Origin of the sequence: uncultured Sunxiuqinia sp. (assembly GCF_963974515.1) — a bacterium.
Lineage (GTDB): Bacteria > Bacteroidota > Bacteroidia > Bacteroidales > Prolixibacteraceae > Sunxiuqinia.
In genome coordinates, this window is sequence record NZ_CAXBDD010000073.1 from 1 (window position 1) to 19121 (window position 19121).

Consider the following 19121-nt stretch of genomic DNA (forward strand, 5'->3'; position numbering starts at 1 on the left):
ATCACCTCCAGCACCTTACCCACTTTGATAAATGCCTCAACTGCCTGATCGATCTGTTCGTTGGTGTGGGCAGCCGACAGTTGCACGCGGATGCGGGCCTTGCCTTTGGGTACTACCGGATAAACAAAGCCAATGACGTAGATGCCTTCTTCCAGCAGTTGGTCAGCGAATTTGACGGCGAGCGGCGCGTCGTAGAGCATCACCGGAACAATGGCTGTTTCGCCTTTCACCAGGTCGAAGCCGGCTGCTTCCATTTTACTTCGGAAGCGATTGGCATTTTCCATCGTCCGGTTTTGCAGTTCCGAAGAGGCGGTCAGCATGTCGAGTACTTTCAGGGTCGCGCCAACGGTAGCCGGGGCCAAGGTGTTGGAAAATAAATATGGGCGTGAACGCTGGCGCAGCATCTCGATAATCTCCTTGCGGCCCGACGTGCAGCCGCCATTGCCACCGCCCAGTGCCTTTCCAAAGGTGGTGGTGATGATGTCGATTTTTCCCAGCAAGCCAAAGTGTTCGGCCGTTCCGCGACCGGTAGCGCCAATGTAGCCCGATGCATGCGAATCATCCACCATGACCAGGGCATCGTACTGTTCACACAAAGCCACAATCTCGGGCAGTTTGGCCAGGTCACCATCCATGGAGAAAACGCCATCAGTAACCACCAGCCGGTATTTGGCCGACTGACTTTCGATCAGGCAACGTTCCAGCTCTTCCATATTCGAGTGTTTGTAGCGAAAGCGCTGGGCTTTGCACAAACGTACCCCATCGATAATGGAGGCATGGTTCAGCTCATCCGAAATAATGGCTGAATCGTCGCCAAGCAAAGGTTCAAATACGCCACCGTTGGCATCAAAGGCTGCACAATACAAAATGGTGTCTTCGGTGCCCAAAAACTCGGAGGTTTTCTGCTCCAGTTCTTTGTGAATGGCCTGCGTACCACAAATAAAGCGCACCGACGAAAGCCCGAATCCCCAGTCGGTCATGATATTCTGGGCAGCTGTAACCACCTCCGGATGATTGGCGAGCCCCAGGTAGTTGTTGGCGCAAAAGTTTAGCACCTGCCTATCGGTGCCCACCCGGATTCCCGAACTTTGAGAGGAAGTGATGATGCGTTCGGTTTTATAAAGTCCCTGCGCCTTGAGTTCTTCCAGGGTTTGCTGTAAGTCTTCTTTTATTTTTCCGTACATCGTTGGCTTATTTAGAAGGTTAAACGAATCAAATTACTTGTTCATGAATGTCCTTCAAAGTAATCAAATAAGCACAAAATAAAAAGTGATAAAAAACAGATTGCCCGGATTGATTTAAAAGCCAGACTATGCGCATTGAGCTAAACATGGAATAGTCGCTGCAGCGGAACCGGAATAATTTCCCTATCCCTTTAAGCGCGGATTGACTACATTATTGTAGAGCGAACCAAAGGTAAATGACAAGCCCACCTGAAGCTGGTAGCGGTATGCTGTGGCCTGCTGAACCTGCTTCAACAAAATTTCTTCCATGGTAGCTTCACTTTTCAGGATTGACAACCGGTCGTTGATGATTGAATAATTTCCGGATACATTGAACGATAGTCCTTTCCAAACCCGCAAATAAAGGCCAGAATAAATGGCCAGGCTATTTTTATTGAAATCATGGAAATACGTGTTTCCCGAAAGCGAGGTGTAAGCCGACCCCCATTTTTCCTGCACTTTATAAGCCACCGCGAAAGTCTGACGAACAAGGTCTTCCTCCAGTTTATTAAACATGGTCGTATCCATGTATTGTCGGCCGTTGTAGCCCAGAAAATAGGAAATACGCAGTTGCTTCCGGCTGGAAAGTTCGTATGGGTAAAGGTTGTATTCAACGGCAGGAAATGCCCAGTAATTCAACTTAATGTTGCTATAGCTACTCGACGATACGCCTGATTTCAGACCAACGGCCATGTGGTCGCCAATGCTCTTTACTACCAGACTTTCGAAGCTCTGATAGGTTCGTTTGGCGGTGATTTCATCGCCATCATTTTCATACCAGTCTTCATCGTAATTGTTGTCGACATCAAATTCGAAACGCCATTCCGGGGTAATTCGTTCCACATCAATGGCGATGTCGAAGTCGAACTCCCGCTCCGTTTCCTCGCCATTTACATTGGTTCTTGTATGGATCCCAAACACCCAGTTATTCCATTTGTCCTGTTCCGGAGTGTAATTCATCTCCGTTTCGCCATTAAACTTAACATCGACCACATGCGAGCCACGCGCCAAATAGCGGGCCAGACCCAGCCGGATCATGTTGGTGTAATCATCGCGAATTTCGGATCCTGTTTTATCGGGCGACGAAAAATAGTAAAGGGTATCGTTGAGTCCTTCAAATTCGCGCAAGCCAATAAAATAAAAGACATATTGCCGGCCACTTCCTCCGGTACGTTCCAAGGTGCTCAGCAGATGAACATTGGCCGACTCACTGGTTCGCGCGAAATTAATATGTTTAACTTCCTGGCGGATATGCGTTACATCGATTCCTTGGGTGTCGAAAAACACGTTCACATCAACTGGTTCCCCATCGGGGACTTTGGCAAAAAGAGATGAGGAAAGTAACATTAAAGCAAGTGTAATAAAGGCTACGACAGGTAACTGACAAATTTTCATCGGGCAATTTGGTTGATTGGTTTTTATTCAGCCTGATCAAACAGACTGTTTGACTGCAAATTTGCAAAACCCTTGGCAGGATTGAAACCCACGTTAACAAACATTTGGAAATTCAATCACGCAACCACATACAACAACCGATCGAACTGAAATCAGTCAAAAACGAGAACTCAACTACAAGTCTAGTTTTAGCTGCTCTTCCAACAGGCGAAAGCTTAGACGGTGATAGGGCGTTGGTCCGAGTTTACGAATCGCTTCGCGATGCGCTTTGGTGGGGTAACCTTTATTTTTCAGCCATTGATACTCCGGAAATTCCTCATGCAAACGGTTCATGTAATCGTCGCGGTAGGTTTTGGCCAAAACAGAGGCTGCCGCAATCGACAGGAATTTACCGTCGCCTTTGATGATGCAGTCGTGGGCAATTTCGGGATAAGGCCGGAAGCGGTTGCCATCAATCAGCAGGTGTTCGGGCTTCAGACTCAGTTGCTCCACCGCACGGTGCATGGCTAAAAAAGAGGCGTTCAGCACATTGATCTGATCCACCTCCTGGTTACTAACCACACCCACTCCAAAAGCCAAAGCCTGTTCTTCGATCAAGGGGCGCAGCTGGTCACGCTGCTTTTCGCTCAGCTTTTTAGAGTCGTTTAGCAAATCATTTTCGAATCCGGCAGGCAAGATCACCGCAGCTGCAAACACCGGCCCGGCCAGGCAGCCCCGCCCCGCTTCGTCGCAACCAGCCTCGGTGCGGCCTTCCATTAAGCAGCCTTGCAAAATAGCTTTTCGAATTGGTGTTCTCGCTTTTTTCAACTTTCTCATCCACTATCCGGTTCAGGCATTTAAACATTGCTGAATACTTTCCCACAATCGGTTGGCCGTTCGATCCCAACTGAATTTCTGCTGCTGCACATGTCCTTTGGCAATCAGTTCCACACGAAGATTTTCATCGTCGGCGATTCGTTGCATAGCGGCGGTAATTTGCCGCCCGTCAAACGGATCGACAAACAGCACGGCCTCTCCACCCACCTCAGGCAACGAACTGGTATTGGAGCAAATGACCGGAACCCCGGTACGCATTGCTTCCAGCACCGGAATGCCAAACCCTTCGAAGAAAGAAACGAAGGTCAGCGCCAGGGCCGCCGCCAAAAGCTGGTGTAAATCCTCATCCGAAAGGCGCCCGGTAAAAATCACCTCATTTTTAAAGCGCATGCTTTTCAATGTCTTCCGGATTTCGGCTGTTTTAAACAACTCGCCGCCGGCAATTACCAGCTTGGCTTCTGCGTTTCCGGCATTTCGAAATTCGTCATACGCCCGCAACAATCCGTCAATATTTTTGCGCGGATGCAGGGACCCGATGGACAAAAAATACGGGCTTCCACTCGCAATTTTTTGGCGTGTCCTTTCTTTTTCTTCTTCGGAAGTTGGCTGGTATCGTTCGTTAACACCATTATAAACCACATCGATCAAATCGGAGCTGATACCATAGGATTGACTGATATCTGTTTTCGAATATTTGGAAACCGTAGCAATCCGGCAAGCCCGTTTGGCAAACTTTGGAAAAAAGAAATTGTAGTACTTCGCCATCAGCCAAGGTAGATCCTGCGGGCGATGTGCGAAGTTGATATCATGAATCACCGCCAATTGTTTCACATTGGAACTTAATGACAAGTACCCATCAGGCGAGAGAAACAAGTCGGCATGGTACTTTTTCAGCACGCGCGGAATCATCCATTCAAACCAAACATACCAAAGCACGGGATGGCGTGTAGGTGGCGAAATCACAAGCGGTGTCACATTCTCCGAAAAAATGAATTCATCAGCATACGGCCGGTCAAATAAAAACAAAAATAGGTGCTCGGGATGGTTTTTGGTGATTCGGGAAAGCATCTCATGCGTGAACCAGCCAATTCCCTCGAGTTTTCCTTTCTGTAACAAACGCGCGTTTACCGCAATAAGCATATGATTTCCGGATTATTTAACGACTGAGAACCAACGATCGTCACACTTCTGCTTTTATGTTCCGCTCTGCGTTCGGTGAAGAACAGGCCGTCGGTTCGCGACCTTAGATTTCAACCCAAATGTACAAAGTCTGCCTAAAAATTGCTTATTTTTAACCAAATTAATCGGATAAAGCAACGACTGTTGAAACGCAAATTTGTCACCAATCTAATCCTGCTGCTCTTTCTCAACCTTTTAATCAAACCCTTTTGGATCTTTGGAATTGACCGAACGGTGCAAAATGTGGTAGGGGCCGAAAGCTATGGCCTGTATTTTTCGCTGCTTAACTTTTCGATGATCCTGAATATTTTGCTTGATTTGGGAATCACCAATTTCAACAACCGCAACATTGCCCGACACAGTCATTTGCTACATAAATACCTGAACAACATTGTCGGGCTGAAATTCATGCTGGCTGTTGGCTATGCTGCAGTTTGCCTTGTTCTTGCCGCAATCATCGGATACAACCAGGTTCAGTTTCACCTGTTGTTTTTTCTGATTTTCAACCAGTTTCTGATCTCCTTCACCTTCTACCTGCGCTCCAACATCAGCGGCTTGCACCTGTTCCAAACCGACAGCTTACTCTCGGTACTCGACCGCAGCCTGATGATTCTATTTTGCAGCATCCTGCTGTTTACCAACTGGTTTGGTGGCTATTTCTCCATCAGCTGGTTTGTTTACGCGCAATCGGCGGCTTATCTTTTTGCGACACTCATCACTTTTATCACGGTGCTGCATTACGCCAAAACCATCCGCCTTCAAGTCGATCTGCGCTACATCCGACTCATCCTGAAGCAAAGCTACCCCTTCGCCCTGCTCATTTTGTTGATGTCGTTCTACAACCGGATTGACTCGGTCATGCTCGAGCGCCTGCTTCCCGACCCCATTGGAAAAATGCAGGCCGGAATTTACGCTCAGGCTTTCCGCTTGCTGGATGCTTTTGCCATGTTTGGCGCTTTGTTTGCCGGCTTGTTGCTACCCATCTTTGCACGCATGATCAAGCAGCGCGATGATCTGGTTCAACTCGTGCAACTGGCTTATTTGCTGATTATCGTTCCGGCGATTCTTATTGGTGTGGCGGCCAACTTTTACGGACAGCAAATCATGCAGCTGCTGTATCACGAACATATCGGACAGTCGGCTCCCATTCTAGGAATTTTGATGATTGGCTTTACGGGCATCGCCACCACCTACATCTTTGGCAGTTTGCTTACTGCAAATGGAAATTTGAAGCAACTCAACCTGATGGCTTTCGGAGGCATGTTAATCAATATCATTCTCAACCTGGTTCTGATTCCCCACATACAAGCGCTGGGATCGGCCTATGCCGCCCTCATCACACAACTCGTAACAGCTGTGGCTCAAGTGGGTATTGCCACATCCCTTTTCAAACTCCGGATCAACTACCGACTCATTTTGAAACTGATTGGTTTCACCTTGTTCTCCATTTTAGCCGGCAAACTGTCTTTGTATGTTGATCGTTGGGCCATTGGATTTTTACTGTTGCTTATGGCTGGCATTGCCTATGCTTTTATCAGCCGCCTGATTTCGCTGAAAACCTTATATTTAATCCTGAAAAACGATCCTGAATGAAGCACCGGTTAACTCCAAAAGACTTAATTGAAAGCGATGATTTTGAACTGCTTGCTGAAGTGGATCACCTGCATATCAAACAGTTTATATTTGAGCAAATCGCGCGCGAAAAAGAACTTATCCGGCTATACTCAATTTACCAAATCAGCATGATTGCCCTTTTCCTGTTTCTTTTGGTGAAGGGGATTGTCTTGTACACCAAAGGTATCAGCCAGCCAGTGATTGCGATGGCGGGCGCTGTGCTCTTTGCGTTTACTTTGCTCATTGTTTTGCATGAATTGATTCATGCGGGCGCCTTTCTCTTACGCGGAACTGGCAAAGTGCAATTTGGGGCGATCTGGAGCAAGTTTATTTTTTATGCCGGGGTCGATCAAAAAGTAATTGACTACCCTACTTTCCGGTTTGTGGCGCTGGCTCCGTTTTGGGTGGTGAAGGCAGTCAGCCTGCTGGGAGCGATTCTCTTTTGGTCAGGCTCGCTCGCTTACTTCTTTATCAGTTTGATGTGCATTCACTCGTTATTTTGCGCCGGCGATTTGGCTATGCTGGCTTTCTATAAGCTGCATCCCGACAAGGAAATTTACAATTACGATGACCTTAGCCAACGGAAGACCTTTTTTTATTTCAGGAAAACTAACACGATTTGGCGTGATGATCGCAAATAGACAGATACGCCCACCAGAAAATATTTCGTACAAAAACGCCTTAGGGCTAAATTCAATTTAATATCTTGTGCTACGGATAAACGAGCCTTTATGGTAAAGGCAAAGCAAGTAAAAACGTGAATTGATCAAAAAAGGCCCGGCTTTGTTGTCACACAAAAAGAAACGAAACGATGTCTGTAAACAAGAAAGATTTTGGTACTGCTCCGGTGTATTTCACGGCCATGGCCACCATCCTCGGAGCCATTTTGTTTTTACGTTTTGGATACGGTGTTGGCACCCTCGGTTTTTGGGGTGTGGTCTTGATCATCTTACTCGGTCACTTGGTAACCATCCCTACAGCACTGGCTATTTCTGAAATTGCCACCAACAAACGCGTTGAAGGCGGTGGCGAATATTTCATTATTTCCCGTTCGTTTGGATTAAACATCGGGGCAACGGTCGGCATTGCGCTCTACATGTCGCAGGCCATTAGCGTCGCATTTTATGTCATCGCGTTTACCGAATCCTTCGAATTTCTCTTTCATTACCTGCAGGTCAATTACGATTTTACGCTTCCGCGGCAGGCCATCAGCCTTCCGGCTATGGCCGGACTCTCGTTCCTCATGCTCAAAAAAGGCGCCTCAATGGGGGTGAAAACCCTCTACATCATCGTCGGTATTTTGGCTTTGGCGCTCATCCTTTTTTTTGCCGGAACAACCAATTATTCTGAAGATAACACGTTCTCCATTTTTTCGGCTGACATGCGGAACATGAACCAGTTTTTCATCGTTTTTGCCATTATATTCCCTGCATTTACAGGCATGACCGCGGGTGTTGGGCTTTCGGGTGAGTTGAAAAACCCGGCCAAATCTATTCCACTTGGCACTACCCTGGCCACTTTCTCAGGCATGATTGTTTACCTTTTTATCGCCTGGAAATTAGCGTCATCAGCCAGCGAGACGGACCTGATTGAGCAACAGTTGATCATGGGCAAGGTCGCCTTGGGGGGAAGCATTATCATTCCGATCGGATTGGCTGCCTCCACGCTTTCATCTGCCATTGGCTCGATTATGGTAGCTCCGCGGACGCTTCAGGCACTGGCCACCGACCGCTCCTTCCCGAGTTTGCGGCTCAATGCTTATCTTCGAATGAATGATAAGAAGAACAACGAACCGTTTAATGCGACCCTGGCAACCATTGTCATCGCTTTTATTTTTGTGGCTGCCGGAAATGTGAATGTCGTGGCCGGAATCATTTCCATGTTTTTCATGGTGACTTACGGCTCACTTTGTCTCATTTCATTTCTAAACCACTTCGGTGCCTCACCTTCCTACCGTCCTTCGTTTAAGTCCCGCTGGTATTTTTCGCTCCTGGGCTTTGTGGTTGCGCTGTTTGTCATGTTCAAAATTGATGCCCTTTATGCCTTTGTTTCGCTTGCAGGCATGACGGCTATCTATTTGATGGTGAATCACTACCACAAAGACAGAAAAGGCCTGGAGATTATTTTCACCAATGCCATTTTTCAATTGAACCGAAACTTACAGGTCTATCTTCAAAACGCGCGGAAGCGGACTTCATTCACCGAATGGCGCCCAAGCTGCATCTGTATTTCGGATGAAACATTCGAGCGTAAAGAAGCTTTTCGTTTGCTTAACTGGCTTTCATACAAGTATGGATTTGGAACTTACATCCACCTCATACCCGGTTACTTCTCTAAATCTTCAAACCAACAAGCCAAAGAAACACTGGACAAGCTGATTCTTCAATTTGGCAGGATTGAAAGCCACGTCTATGTTGATACCATGATTTCACCGTCCTATACCTCCGCTATAGCGCAGGCTGTCCAGTTACCCGGGATTGCAGGCCTGGAGAATAACATGCTTATTTTTGACAATGAAATCAACGATGAAAAAGGGCTCAAACGAATAATCGAGAATTACGCCTTGGTCAATGCCGGCAATTTCGATGTCTTAATCTTGCGAACCGGAAGACAACCAATTGATACCGGTCGAGATATCCATTTGTGGCTCAAACGAAGCGATGAGTCTAATGCTAACCTGATGATCTTGCTGAGTTTTATCATTTATGCCCATCCGGATTGGAAAAAGAATTCAATCAAAATTTTTGACATATCGAAACCAGGTGAAGTTGAAAAGACCAAAATGCATTTGCAGGACCTGATTATCCGGGGGCGCTTGCCAATCACCCTGAATAACATTGAATTTCTGGAAGAAAACCCGGAGATCGGCATCCGCGAAATGATCAATCAACGCTCGTCCGATGCGGGATTAGTTATCCTGGGCTTCCGTGGCGACCACCTGAAACACCAGGGCGCACCATTATTCCAGGGCTTTAACAACATCGGAACAATGCTTTTTGTGAACAGCCACGACGAAAAGGTGATTGAATAGCCTTGGTTCGATCTGGCTTTCAGTGGAAGTCAAAAAGAACTTATTTGGGTTCTGTTAGACGGGCTAAACAGAAATTTCTTTTTCCGCCTGCCGGCGGTTATGCCGGGTTTCGAAGTACAAAGCCAATGAAGCGGTAAGAAAATAAAAACAGGTTTGCCCCAGCAGCAATAAATACTCCTGCCGGACATTGGCCAAATCGACCCCCAGATCGCGGATGCGCAGATAGGCCGGCACCATGATGGTGGATGGAAAAATATGCGCCGCTTTGTACAGCAAAGGAGGAATCGAACCAGCCGGCCAGCTAATTCCGCTTAAAAACAAGACAATAGGGGATAAGAATACCATGAGTAAAATGGACGATTCACGGTTTTTGAAAAGCACGGAGACTGTAATTCCCATAAAAATGACCGAAAGTAAAAACAACAAGGTGAGCGACATTACATCCAGGTAGCTGCCCTGGTTGGGGTAATCGAACCAATGATGGAGCAATACCATGGCAAACACACTATTGATACTGTAGATAGTCAGGTAACTCAAACTTTTTCCAAACAAGAGCGGAAAGACACCTCCGCGTTGCAAAGCTACCGGCACCTGGAAACTGTGACGATTCTTTTCCTTGCTGGTACCACCAATCATTCCAATACCGATCAGCAGGGTTTGTTGCAGAATAATCAGAATCAGGCCGGGCATGATAAAACTGCCATAGCCTGACGAAGGATTAAACCAGAAATGGAGGTCTGCCGATAAGGGATCGCGGGCAGCCGTCGCCTGTTCATCCACTTTGCCTTCGGCCAGCAGTCGTTTAATTTCAACGCCGGCTGAAAAAGTGCCTACCGATTTAACCGCTGCTCCAAGCAATTGCCGGTAAATTAAAAAATAACTCCCATCAGCATACACTGCAACATCGGCTTGGACTCCTCCGAACAAGTCTTTCTCAAAACCTGATGGAATCAAGACGATGCCGCCTACCTGTCCGCCTTCGAAAAAGATATCGCGGGCTTCCTTCATACTGGCCACCGAGCGAATGATTTTGACCTCCTCGGTGGCATCAACCATGCGGATCAACTGGCGACTTGAGGCGCTGCGATCCAAGTCAACCACAATCGTCTCAACTTCGCGCACAACCTCCGTTTGGTAGGCATAAGCATAAATCAAGGAATAGATGATGATTGCCCCGGACAAAATGAGCAAGGCACCCCGGTCTTTCAGAATGTCTTTCATCTCCTCCTGATAGAATTGACCGGTCATGCGAATTCCTGTTCTTAATTTTTTGAATAGTTTCTTCATATCAATCATCACTAATGGCTCCTGGCCTAAACTTTCCCCCAGAATCTTTCGTTTTGAAGAATACGTTTTAAACGAGGGAAACACAAGACTGGCAATCCGATAAACAATGGCAGAATCGCTAAAAAACCGATTCCATAAACCACCGCCTCTCCCCGAAGCGCCTGAGAAATAAACAACTTCACCCAATAAGTAAATGGGAAAAGCCAGGTAAATGCACTGGCCAGGGCCGGCATCGCAAACTGTGGAAATGTTAATCCGGAGAAGGTTAGCGCCATCATCGAGTAAGCGCTTCCCAATGACAAGGCCAGGCGTAAATTACTTGTGACGGCAACCAGCAAAACACCCAACATTTGATAGGCCATAATCAAAGCCAATTCCCCCAGCGCAATCAACAGGAATTCCCCACGCAAGGGAGTTCCCATCTGCACAAATAGAATCATGTTCATCACCATGGCAATGAAGACAAACAAAAAGGTATAAGGAGTTACCTTACCTGCGATACCAACAATCAGACTTCCTTCCGATTGTTCGAGCCACTGCGGTCCGCTCCCATCTCTGACTTCGGTTCCAACGGCGTACACCGTGCTGAGCAGGGTAAATACGACCAGCATAAGAGGCAGCAGTGCGGTCAACAGAAAATAAGCATAGTTACCAAAGGGGTTAAAAAGTATGTGCTGATGCAGTTTGACAGGTTGCGCCTGCTCCATGGCCTGCCTTTCTGACAAGCCATGCTTCATAGCCACCTGCACTTTTATTCCTCCCGACAATGTTGCCAGCGTTTTATAGATCCCTTTTTGCAGGTATCCGCCTTTTAGCATGTTGGCATTGTTAACAAATACCGGAATCTCTTGCTGCACGCCTTTCAGGATGTTCTTTTCGGTTTCCTTCGGAATAAGCACCACGGCATCAATATGGCCGGTTTCCATTTGGTGATAAGCCTCCGCCAGATTTGGCATGCGCAGGCTTACCTCTGCCTCAGGAGCAGCATCGATCCACATCCCCATTTTGCGCGACAAGTTTGAATTATCCTGATCAACCAAGGCCACCGACAGGTTGCGGGGGACTCCCTCATTAAAGATGGCCAGTAATAAAACAAAGGCAAAAAGAGGCCCCAGTAAAGTCGTAAACAGGTAAACGAAGGAACCGCACATCCGGTCGACTTCCCGGAAAAGTACCCTAAAAAACGGGTTCCTGTAAAAATAACCTGCTTGCTTGTTCCGGCTCATGTTTTACTTCTCCTCAAATTGTTTCCAATTAATTAGGACGCTCATTCCCGGGCGTAAACCGTCAACAGGTTGGACTGGCGCCGCGTGGATCTCAAACGATTTTACATCGAAGCCACCCGAGGTTTTGGTGGAAGTCCAGGTCGCAAAATCGGCCAGTGGGCTGATGTAATTGACCTGAAACACAACTTCCTGATTTCCTATTGCAGGAACCGTCGCTTTGATTTTACTTGCCATTCGGATATCGGACATTAGATCCTCCCGAATGAAAAATGTTGCCCAGCTGTCCGACAAATCATGAATGGTGACCACTGGAAAACCGGTAGGCACAAGCTCCCCTTCTTCAGAAATGATGTTGGAAATCTCGCCGCTGGCCGGAGCACTGATCCGGGTTTCGCTAAGGTAGGACTCCACTTCGGCAATTGCTCCTTCAGCTTTGGCGACCATGGCTTCAGCCGCATCCTTATCCTCACTTCGGGCTCCTTTTCTGGCCTTCTCCCAAATTGCCTTGGCGGCATTGGCTGTTTCCCGCGAAGCCTCCATCTGGGTTTCGGCTTCATCTTTCTTTTGTTCCGCCACCACACCGGCGTCAAACAAGTTGGATACCCGTTGAAAAGTCTTTTCGTACAAACGAGCAGCAGCTTCCGCCTTCAAATAACTGCTGTAAGCGGCCTGAATATCTTCTTGTTGCGCGCCATGCTGCGCCTTCAGGCTCTGAGCTTCGGCAGCACTTCGGGCCGCTGTTGCCTGTTGCAGTTTGGCTTCAATCTCAGGACTTTTGATTGAAAACAAAAAATCGCCCTTTTGCACCTGTTGTCCTTTGCGAACGGCAATGGCATCAATTCGCCCCGGAATTTTCGAGGCTACCCGAAATTGAGTTGCTTCAATTTCACCCTGAATTTCAACAGGAACAGGCCGGGTAATCAGCCAGGTCGTATACAGGATAAAAAGCAATAAGGCTGTCAAAAACAAGCCGATGATAAAATTTCTGGTCTTATTCATTCCAAAAAACTTAGTTTATTAATGGTGTTCCAAAACATGGTCGCTTCATGTTATTTTGTTAATTCGCTTGCGACTTTAATTATTAGTCAATCGTTTGAGTAATTACCAAATCGCTGGTGAGGTAGTTGTTGAATTGAGCCGGCACGCCGCAGATCTGCATAAGCGCAGCCAGAGCGACATCATATTGATACATAGCCTGCAATTGCTCAATCTTAAACCGGGCAACCAACAATCGGGCATCCACAACATCGGCTGAGGTCGCGAGTCCTTCATGAAAAGCCATGTCCTTACTTTCCAGATACGCTTCAGCAAAAGTCAGTGACTTAGTCAGGCTTTGGTGCTGCTCCAATTGCATCCCCAGTTGTTGATGAAGTTTTCGGATGACCGTTTCAATATCATCCTGTGCTTTCAACCCGGCTTCTTCTACCTGATTAACCCGAAACCTGGCAGCCTGTACCTTGCGGGTGCGAGCCACACCATCAAACAGCGTCCATTTCAATCCCAAGCCTACCAGCCACTCGGGAGTATAGGGCGAAAGATCCTTGTTGGCAATATCATACATCCCGCTTAAAGCAACCGATGGCAGGTAATTACTCTGTTCCAGCTTAACACCGGTCTGGCTCAATTCTTTCTTGGAGAGAATCTGTTTCAACAAAGGACTATTTGCTTCGGCCAATTCTATAAACTGTTCTTCTTTGCCAATTTCCTTTAAAACAAACAGCCGGTTGACCGCCACGATCGAATCGCCTGGCTCCATGGCCATTGTATTTTGAAGCGAGCGTTCGACAATTTCGGACTGACGGCGCGCCTTCTTCAGTTCTCGTTCAGCATCGGCTTTGGCGACTTCAGCGTGCAACTTCTCAACGGGTGCAATCTGCCCTTCTTCACTTAGTTTCTCCGCATCATACAGGTGTCTCTCCATCGCATCAAGCACTTGCCGGCGAACCTTCTCAGCTTCGCGCGACAGCACCAGGCCATAGTAGCGGGTTGCCAGTTCGCTCAGCAGTTCAGCCTGCTTCTGCTCTTTCTGCAAGCCAGCTTCTTCTTCGTAAATGCGGGCTGCTTCGTTGGCAACCTTGATTTTTCCTCCGGTAAATACCGGCCAAACCACCGAAGCACTCAAGGACGCGAATCGCTTCTCTTGAATCATCTGGTCCCATTCGGCGGCATTAACGTGATCCAGTCCTTCCAACAAATTGGCTCGTACTGCCGCGGTACTCCTATCGTCGGGCAGTATCGGCATCATTTGATTGGTTGCAGGATCGGGATTGGGCACGCCCGAAAAATTGCCATAATTGCCTAAGGCACTATAAAGCGGAGTAATCGCATCCCGCACCGGCGTTAAATCCAGGTGCAAAGGATCTGACATTTGAACCGCAGTCCCGGTGAGACTGATTTTTGGGGCTCGCAGACCTTTTGCAGCACGAAACTCAGCCGCTTTCTCATCCTTGTGGTATTCGGCTTGTTTTAGTACGTGACTATCACCCATCATCTGATCATATACATCTGCAAATGTGAGCGCTTTCACTTCGGAATGTTGCGCATATAACGGGAACTGTGCCAAAAAGGCGATAAAGACGAAACCCAGGAAAATACGTGGATTAGCCGTTTTAATTGTTTTTAGCATGACTTGTTTTGCTGTCTGAATTATTTCTGAGTGCAAAGAGAATAAATATTTTTGGACCAAAAAACGTTTTTCGTCCAAACATACAAAAACTTAACATTGCCCTCCAATTAAACTCAAACAAAAGCCCGGGTTTTCGGCCCGGGCTATACAATTCATATCATCAATCAGATTCTCGCTATCCTATTTTTGCTATCGCTTTTTGAATGCGACTTATCGTCTCCGTTTTGCCAATGATTTCACAAATATCGAACAGGTCGGCTCCTGCGCTGGTTCCAACCAAGGCCAGGCGAATAGGAACCATTACCACGCCAAATCCCCAGCCTTTCTCATTCATGAAGTTCGAAAACGCTTCCTTAATAATTGCAGCATCCCACTGCTCAATCGATTGGAAGAGGGCTGTGATCTCCTGCAATTTCTCAGGCGTATCTTCTTTCCACTTCTTTTTTACAGTTTTGTCATCATAACTCTCCGGTGCTACAAAAAAGTAATCGCTCTGCTCCCACAACTCAGCCACGAATTCGCAGCGTTCCTTTACGATTCCAACCACTTTGACTACACGCTCTTCGCTGGCATCAATGCCCTTTTCGGCCAGCAAAGGCCTGAATGCTGCAGCTAAAACAGCATCATCCTTTTGCTGAAAGTAATGCCGGTTGAACCACTTGGCTTTTTCCGGATCGAAACGGGCGCCTGCTTTCACCACGCGCTCCAGGCTAAACTCACTGATTAGCTCATCCATGGTGAAGAATTCCTGCTCGGTTCCTGCATTCCAGCCCAGCAAGGCCAACAAATTCACAAAGGCTTCGGGGAAATAGCCATCTTCGCGATACCCACGCGACACGTCGCCAGTTTTGGGGTCAGTCCATTTCAGTGGGAAAACCGGAAAACCCATTTTATCGCCATCGCGCTTGCTCAGTTTTCCTTTGCCGGTAGGTTTCAAAATCAAAGGCAAATGTGCGAACTGCGGCCGGGTTTCGCTCCAGCCCAATGCCTCGTACAATAAAATATGCAGCGGCATGGATGGTAGCCATTCTTCCCCTCGAATCACATGTGTAATTTGCATCAGGTGATCGTCCACGACGTTTGCCAAATGGTAAGTCGGCATGCCGTCAGCTTTAAACAGTACTTTATCATCCAGTTGATTGGTGTTGAACTTCACCTCACCGCGAATTAAATCTTTTTCAATGACATCGGTGTTCTCCGGCATTTTAAACCGGATGATGCGGGGTTCGCCCATTGTTATCTTTTGCTCCACTTCTGCGGCCGAAAGATTCAGCGAATTATTCAGCTTTCCGCGGGTATGTAAATCGTACGAAAAAACCTGTTTCTCAGCTTCCGCAGCCGCGCGCAACTGGTCCAGCTCCTCGGGCGTATCAAACGCATAATAAGCGTTGCCGCGCTCCACCAGCTGTTGTGCGTACTGGCGGTAAATTTCCTTGCGCTCGCTTTGGCGGTACGGGCCAAAACCGCCTCCAATACCAGGACCTTCAACCGGGTTTAAGCCGCACCAACTCAGTGCTTCAATAATGTATTCTTCAGCACCCTGAACATAGCGGGCCTGGTCGGTATCTTCGATGCGGAGCAAAAAATCACCGCCGTGTTTTTTGGCAAACAAGTAGTTAAACAAAGCGGTACGGACACCCCCCATGTGGAGCGGCCCGGTCGGACTTGGGGCAAATCGCACCCTGACTTTTCTGGAATTCATTCGTTTGGATTAAAAAATTTCACTGCAAATATAGGGAAATTTAAAACCGGCAAAAGCCTTCTGATAATCTGGTTGTTCCACAGCCCCGTTTTATCTTCGGAATGTCCTTTTTAGTCGAATGTAACTTGAAAAACATCAGACAAATGTAATGCAAAGCCAATTTCGTCAACTCATAGAAAAGTTATAAATAAGCGTGAGATGAAAAAAGCTTTTTGCCATATTCGGCAGATGTCTATCTTTGCGCTCTTTAAGATTTGAAATATAAATAACTGATATCGAATGAAGAGGATTTTTGTATTGCTTGTTGGGCTGAGCCTGATTTTTCAAAGTTCGGCCACAGCAGATGAGGGAATGTGGTTGCCGTCGCTGATTCATAAGTTGAATATCGGCGAGATGCAAGAGATGGGGATGGAATTATCAGCTGATGAAATATATTCCATTAATAATTCAAGCTTGAAAGATGCCATCGTTGCGCTGGATCGTGGATCATGCACCGGAGAGCTTATATCGGCCCAAGGGCTGTTGCTTACTAACCACCACTGTGGGTTCGATGAAATTCAAACCCACAGCTCGGTTGAAAATGATTATTTACAGGATGGTTTTTGGGCGAAAACAAAGGAAGAGGAACTGCCAAATCCTGGCAAAACGGTTTCTTTTTTGGTTCGCGTTGAAGATGTAACCGACCAGCTTCTTGAAGAACTGGAAGATGACTTGAATTTTGCCGAACGCAATGCGGCCATTCAACGCAAGTCATTCGAAATTCAAAAAGAAGCTACCGACGACACCCATTACGACGCCCGGGTACAGTCGCTGTTTGAAGGAAACCGGTACTACTTGTTTGTATACGAAACCTTCCGCGATGTCCGCTTAGTAGGCGCCCCTCCAAAGTCAATCGGCAAATTTGGCGGCGACACCGACAACTGGATGTGGCCACGCCACACCGGCGACTTTGCCTTATTTCGGGTTTACGCCGGCCCCGACGGGAAACCGGCCAGCTATGCGGAAGACAATGTTCCTTACCAACCCAAACATCACCTGCCCATTTCGCTGAAAGGTTATGAAGAAGGGGATTTTGCGATGGTTTTAGGATATCCCGGAAGCACCAACCGTTACAAATCTTCGTTTGGCATTGAATACACCATGAGTGGAACCAACGAAGCCCGGATTAATGCCCGCGAAAAGAAACTCGAAATTTTGAAGGAATACATGAGCTCGGGACAGAAAGAACGTATTCAATACGCCTCGAAACATGCGCGAAGCTCCAACTATTACAAATACAGCATCGGGCAAAACAAAGGGCTGAATGCCTTGCAGGTCATCGAAAAAAAGAAAGCCCTGGAAGACGAATTTACCAACTGGGTCAATGAAGACGAAGCACGCGAAGAGAAGTACGGACAGGCCTTAGCCCTGATTGAATCCGCCTACGAAGATACCCGCGACGAGCAAGCCTACGAATACTTGGTTGAAACCATGGTACGCGGACCTGAGATTTTCTACTTCAGCTATGGCGCCAAGGGCCTTTTTGAAGCCTTGAAGCAGGGCAACAAAGAACGGGTTGAGATCAATGCGGCTCAAATGAAAGCGGAACTGGATGACTTTTTCAAAGATTACAATGCAGCAACTGATGCTAAAATTGCAGGCGCACTGATGCGTGTTTTTCAGGAAAACGTGGTTCCAACGTATCATCCCGATTTTTTCAAAGAAATCAGATCAAAATATAAAGGTGACTTTATGGCTTACGCGGAGAAAATGTTCGACAAGACCGTGTTTGCCAACCGAGACGCCTTGGAGGATTTTCTGGACAATCCGAAACTGAAGACCCTGGAAAAGGATCTGGCTTTTCAAAGTTCGCTGGATGTCTTCGACATGATGTCGATTCTGGGCTCAAAAATGAGCGAAACAAAAGATGACCTGCTGACTGGCCGTCGCCTGTTTGTAGCTGGACTGATGGAAATGGAGCAGGATCGCAAGTTCTACCCCGATGCCAATTCGACCATGCGCCTGACCTACGGAACGATTGGCGACTATGTGCCCCGCGATGGCGTTCACTACAGTTATTACACCACGCTGAAAGGCTATATTGAAAAAGAAATCCCGGGTGACGATGAGTTTGATGTGCCTGCGAGACTGAAAGAATTGTACTACGCGAACGATTACGGCCAGTATGTCGACAAAGACGGAACGCTGCATACTTGTTTCACCACCAACAACGACATTACCGGCGGAAACTCCGGAAGCCCGGTGATTAACGGAAACGGCGAGCTGATTGGCGTGGCCTTCGACGGCAACTGGGAAGCGATGAGTGGTGATATAGCCTTTGAGCCTGAGCTTCAGAAATGTATCAATGTCGACATTCGTTTTGTGCTGTGGACGATCGACAAGTTTGCCGGTGCCACCAACCTGATTGAAGAGATGACGATTGTGAAATAAATGGCCAGTCCTGATGATTGGACATTTTAGAAAAACAAAATAACAACACAAGAAAAAGGGTGCCCGGCTAGGACACCCTTTCTCTATTTGTATCTTTGCCCAAAAGAATTAAATCATGGCAAATTCGCCCCGCGTAACCATATACACCGACGGAGCTGCACGTGGCAACCCGGGCCCCGGCGGCTATGGCGTCGTCCTGCTTTCAGGGCAGCACCGCAAGGAACTTTCCGAAGGCTTTGACCTCACCACCAACAACCGCATGGAATTGCTCGCGGTGATTGTTGCCTTAGAGACGCTGAAATTCTCCAATTGCCAGGTGACCATTTATTCCGATTCGAAATACGTGGTGGATGCAGTGGAAAAGAAATGGCTTTGGGGCTGGGTTAAAAAACGGTTCAAAGGCAAAAAGAACGCCGACTTGTGGACCCGTTTTCTTCGAGTTTATCAGCTGCACCAAGTGCGCTTTGTCTGGGTGAAAGGACATGCCGAAATTCCGGAAAACGAACGTTGCGACCAACTGGCTGTTGAAGCATCCATGGGGCGAAACCTAAAAAAAGACGAAGGCTACCTCAAAGCAAAGATGGAAGAAGAT

14 protein-coding genes are annotated in these 19121 nt (G+C 47.3%); 5 read left to right on the plus strand and 9 right to left on the minus strand.

Translation table 11 applies throughout. The annotated features are described in order from the left end of the window. From kbl to AAC033_RS14035, 4 genes are all read right to left on the minus strand, one after another. On the minus strand, window positions 1-1184 hold a 1184-nt coding region (gene kbl / locus AAC033_RS14020; RefSeq protein ID WP_339739169.1), incomplete at its 3' end, for a glycine C-acetyltransferase. 183 nt (window positions 1185-1367) lie between these two features. Continuing rightward, a complete protein-coding gene (locus AAC033_RS14025; protein ID WP_339739172.1) occupies window positions 1368-2570 on the minus strand; it encodes a hypothetical protein in 1203 nt (400 codons plus the stop codon). A 222-nt stretch (window positions 2571-2792) separates the two neighbouring features. Beyond that, a complete protein-coding gene (locus AAC033_RS14030) occupies window positions 2793-3434 on the minus strand; it encodes a ribonuclease HII (protein WP_339739174.1) in 642 nt (213 codons plus the stop codon). Window positions 3435-3446: 12 nt separating this feature from the next. After that, the gene (locus AAC033_RS14035) at window positions 3447-4574 is read right to left on the minus strand and encodes a glycosyltransferase family 1 protein (RefSeq protein ID WP_339739176.1); all 1128 of its coding nucleotides are present in this window, start codon (window positions 4572-4574) and stop codon (window positions 3447-3449) included. Window positions 4575-4757: 183 nt separating this feature from the next. Between AAC033_RS14035 and AAC033_RS14040 the strand changes: the two genes are divergently transcribed. The 3 genes from AAC033_RS14040 to AAC033_RS14050 all read left to right on the plus strand — a co-directional run bounded on the left by AAC033_RS14040 (window position 4758) and on the right by AAC033_RS14050 (window position 9258). Continuing rightward, window positions 4758-6206: an oligosaccharide flippase family protein gene (locus tag AAC033_RS14040; protein WP_339739178.1), complete on the plus strand. Its 1449-nt coding sequence runs from the start codon at window positions 4758-4760 to the stop codon at window positions 6204-6206. Next, window positions 6203-6868, plus strand: coding sequence for a DUF3267 domain-containing protein (locus tag AAC033_RS14045; RefSeq protein WP_339739181.1), 666 nt, complete (start codon window positions 6203-6205; stop codon window positions 6866-6868). The genes AAC033_RS14040 and AAC033_RS14045 overlap by 4 nt, the downstream gene beginning before the upstream one ends. Window positions 6869-7038: 170 nt before the next feature. Further along, window positions 7039-9258: an amino acid permease gene (locus AAC033_RS14050; protein WP_339739184.1), complete on the plus strand. Its 2220-nt coding sequence runs from the start codon at window positions 7039-7041 to the stop codon at window positions 9256-9258. Between the two features lie 63 nt (window positions 9259-9321). Here AAC033_RS14050 and AAC033_RS14055 read toward each other — a convergent pair whose 3' ends face one another. The 5 genes from AAC033_RS14055 to gltX all read right to left on the minus strand — a co-directional run bounded on the left by AAC033_RS14055 (window position 9322) and on the right by gltX (window position 16099). Next, window positions 9322-10545, minus strand: coding sequence for an ABC transporter permease (locus tag AAC033_RS14055; RefSeq protein ID WP_339739186.1), 1224 nt, complete (start codon window positions 10543-10545; stop codon window positions 9322-9324). A 26-nt stretch (window positions 10546-10571) separates the two neighbouring features. After that, window positions 10572-11771, minus strand: coding sequence for an ABC transporter permease (locus tag AAC033_RS14060; RefSeq protein ID WP_339739188.1), 1200 nt, complete (start codon window positions 11769-11771; stop codon window positions 10572-10574). A 3-nt stretch (window positions 11772-11774) separates the two neighbouring features. After that, window positions 11775-12770 (minus strand): efflux RND transporter periplasmic adaptor subunit, encoded by a 996-nt coding sequence (locus AAC033_RS14065; RefSeq protein ID WP_339739190.1) that lies wholly within the window; start codon window positions 12768-12770, stop codon window positions 11775-11777. Window positions 12771-12852: 82 nt separating this feature from the next. Further along, window positions 12853-14397: a TolC family protein gene (locus AAC033_RS14070; protein WP_339739192.1), complete on the minus strand. Its 1545-nt coding sequence runs from the start codon at window positions 14395-14397 to the stop codon at window positions 12853-12855. 175 nt (window positions 14398-14572) lie between these two features. After that, window positions 14573-16099, minus strand: a complete 1527-nt coding sequence (gene gltX / locus AAC033_RS14075) for a glutamate--tRNA ligase (RefSeq protein WP_339739194.1) — start codon at window positions 16097-16099, stop codon at window positions 14573-14575. Window positions 16100-16378: 279 nt separating this feature from the next. Here gltX and AAC033_RS14080 point away from each other — a divergent pair, with 279 nt between their 5' ends. Next, the gene (locus AAC033_RS14080) at window positions 16379-18529 is read left to right on the plus strand and encodes a S46 family peptidase (RefSeq protein WP_339739196.1); all 2151 of its coding nucleotides are present in this window, start codon (window positions 16379-16381) and stop codon (window positions 18527-18529) included. 115 nt (window positions 18530-18644) lie between these two features. Beyond that, window positions 18645-19121, plus strand: a 477-nt coding sequence (gene rnhA / locus AAC033_RS14085) for a ribonuclease HI (protein ID WP_339739199.1), incomplete at its 3' end; no start/stop codon positions are given.

Coding starts and splice junctions, on each gene's coding strand:
- AAC033_RS14025 (WP_339739172.1), bottom strand. CDS start 2,570: ATGTTACTTTCCTCATCTCTTTTTGCCAAAGTCCCCGATGGGGAACCA.
- AAC033_RS14030 (WP_339739174.1), bottom strand. CDS start 3,434: ATGAGAAAGTTGAAAAAAGCGAGAACACCAATTCGAAAAGCTATTTTG.
- AAC033_RS14035 (WP_339739176.1), bottom strand. CDS start 4,574: ATGCTTATTGCGGTAAACGCGCGTTTGTTACAGAAAGGAAAACTCGAG.
- AAC033_RS14045 (WP_339739181.1), top strand. CDS start 6,203: ATGAAGCACCGGTTAACTCCAAAAGACTTAATTGAAAGCGATGATTTT.
- AAC033_RS14050 (WP_339739184.1), top strand. CDS start 7,039: ATGTCTGTAAACAAGAAAGATTTTGGTACTGCTCCGGTGTATTTCACG.
- AAC033_RS14055 (WP_339739186.1), bottom strand. CDS start 10,545: ATGAAGAAACTATTCAAAAAATTAAGAACAGGAATTCGCATGACCGGT.
- AAC033_RS14060 (WP_339739188.1), bottom strand. CDS start 11,771: ATGAGCCGGAACAAGCAAGCAGGTTATTTTTACAGGAACCCGTTTTTT.
- AAC033_RS14065 (WP_339739190.1), bottom strand. CDS start 12,770: ATGAATAAGACCAGAAATTTTATCATCGGCTTGTTTTTGACAGCCTTA.
- AAC033_RS14070 (WP_339739192.1), bottom strand. CDS start 14,397: ATGCTAAAAACAATTAAAACGGCTAATCCACGTATTTTCCTGGGTTTC.
- gltX (WP_339739194.1), bottom strand. CDS start 16,099: ATGAATTCCAGAAAAGTCAGGGTGCGATTTGCCCCAAGTCCGACCGGG.
- AAC033_RS14080 (WP_339739196.1), top strand. CDS start 16,379: ATGAAGAGGATTTTTGTATTGCTTGTTGGGCTGAGCCTGATTTTTCAA.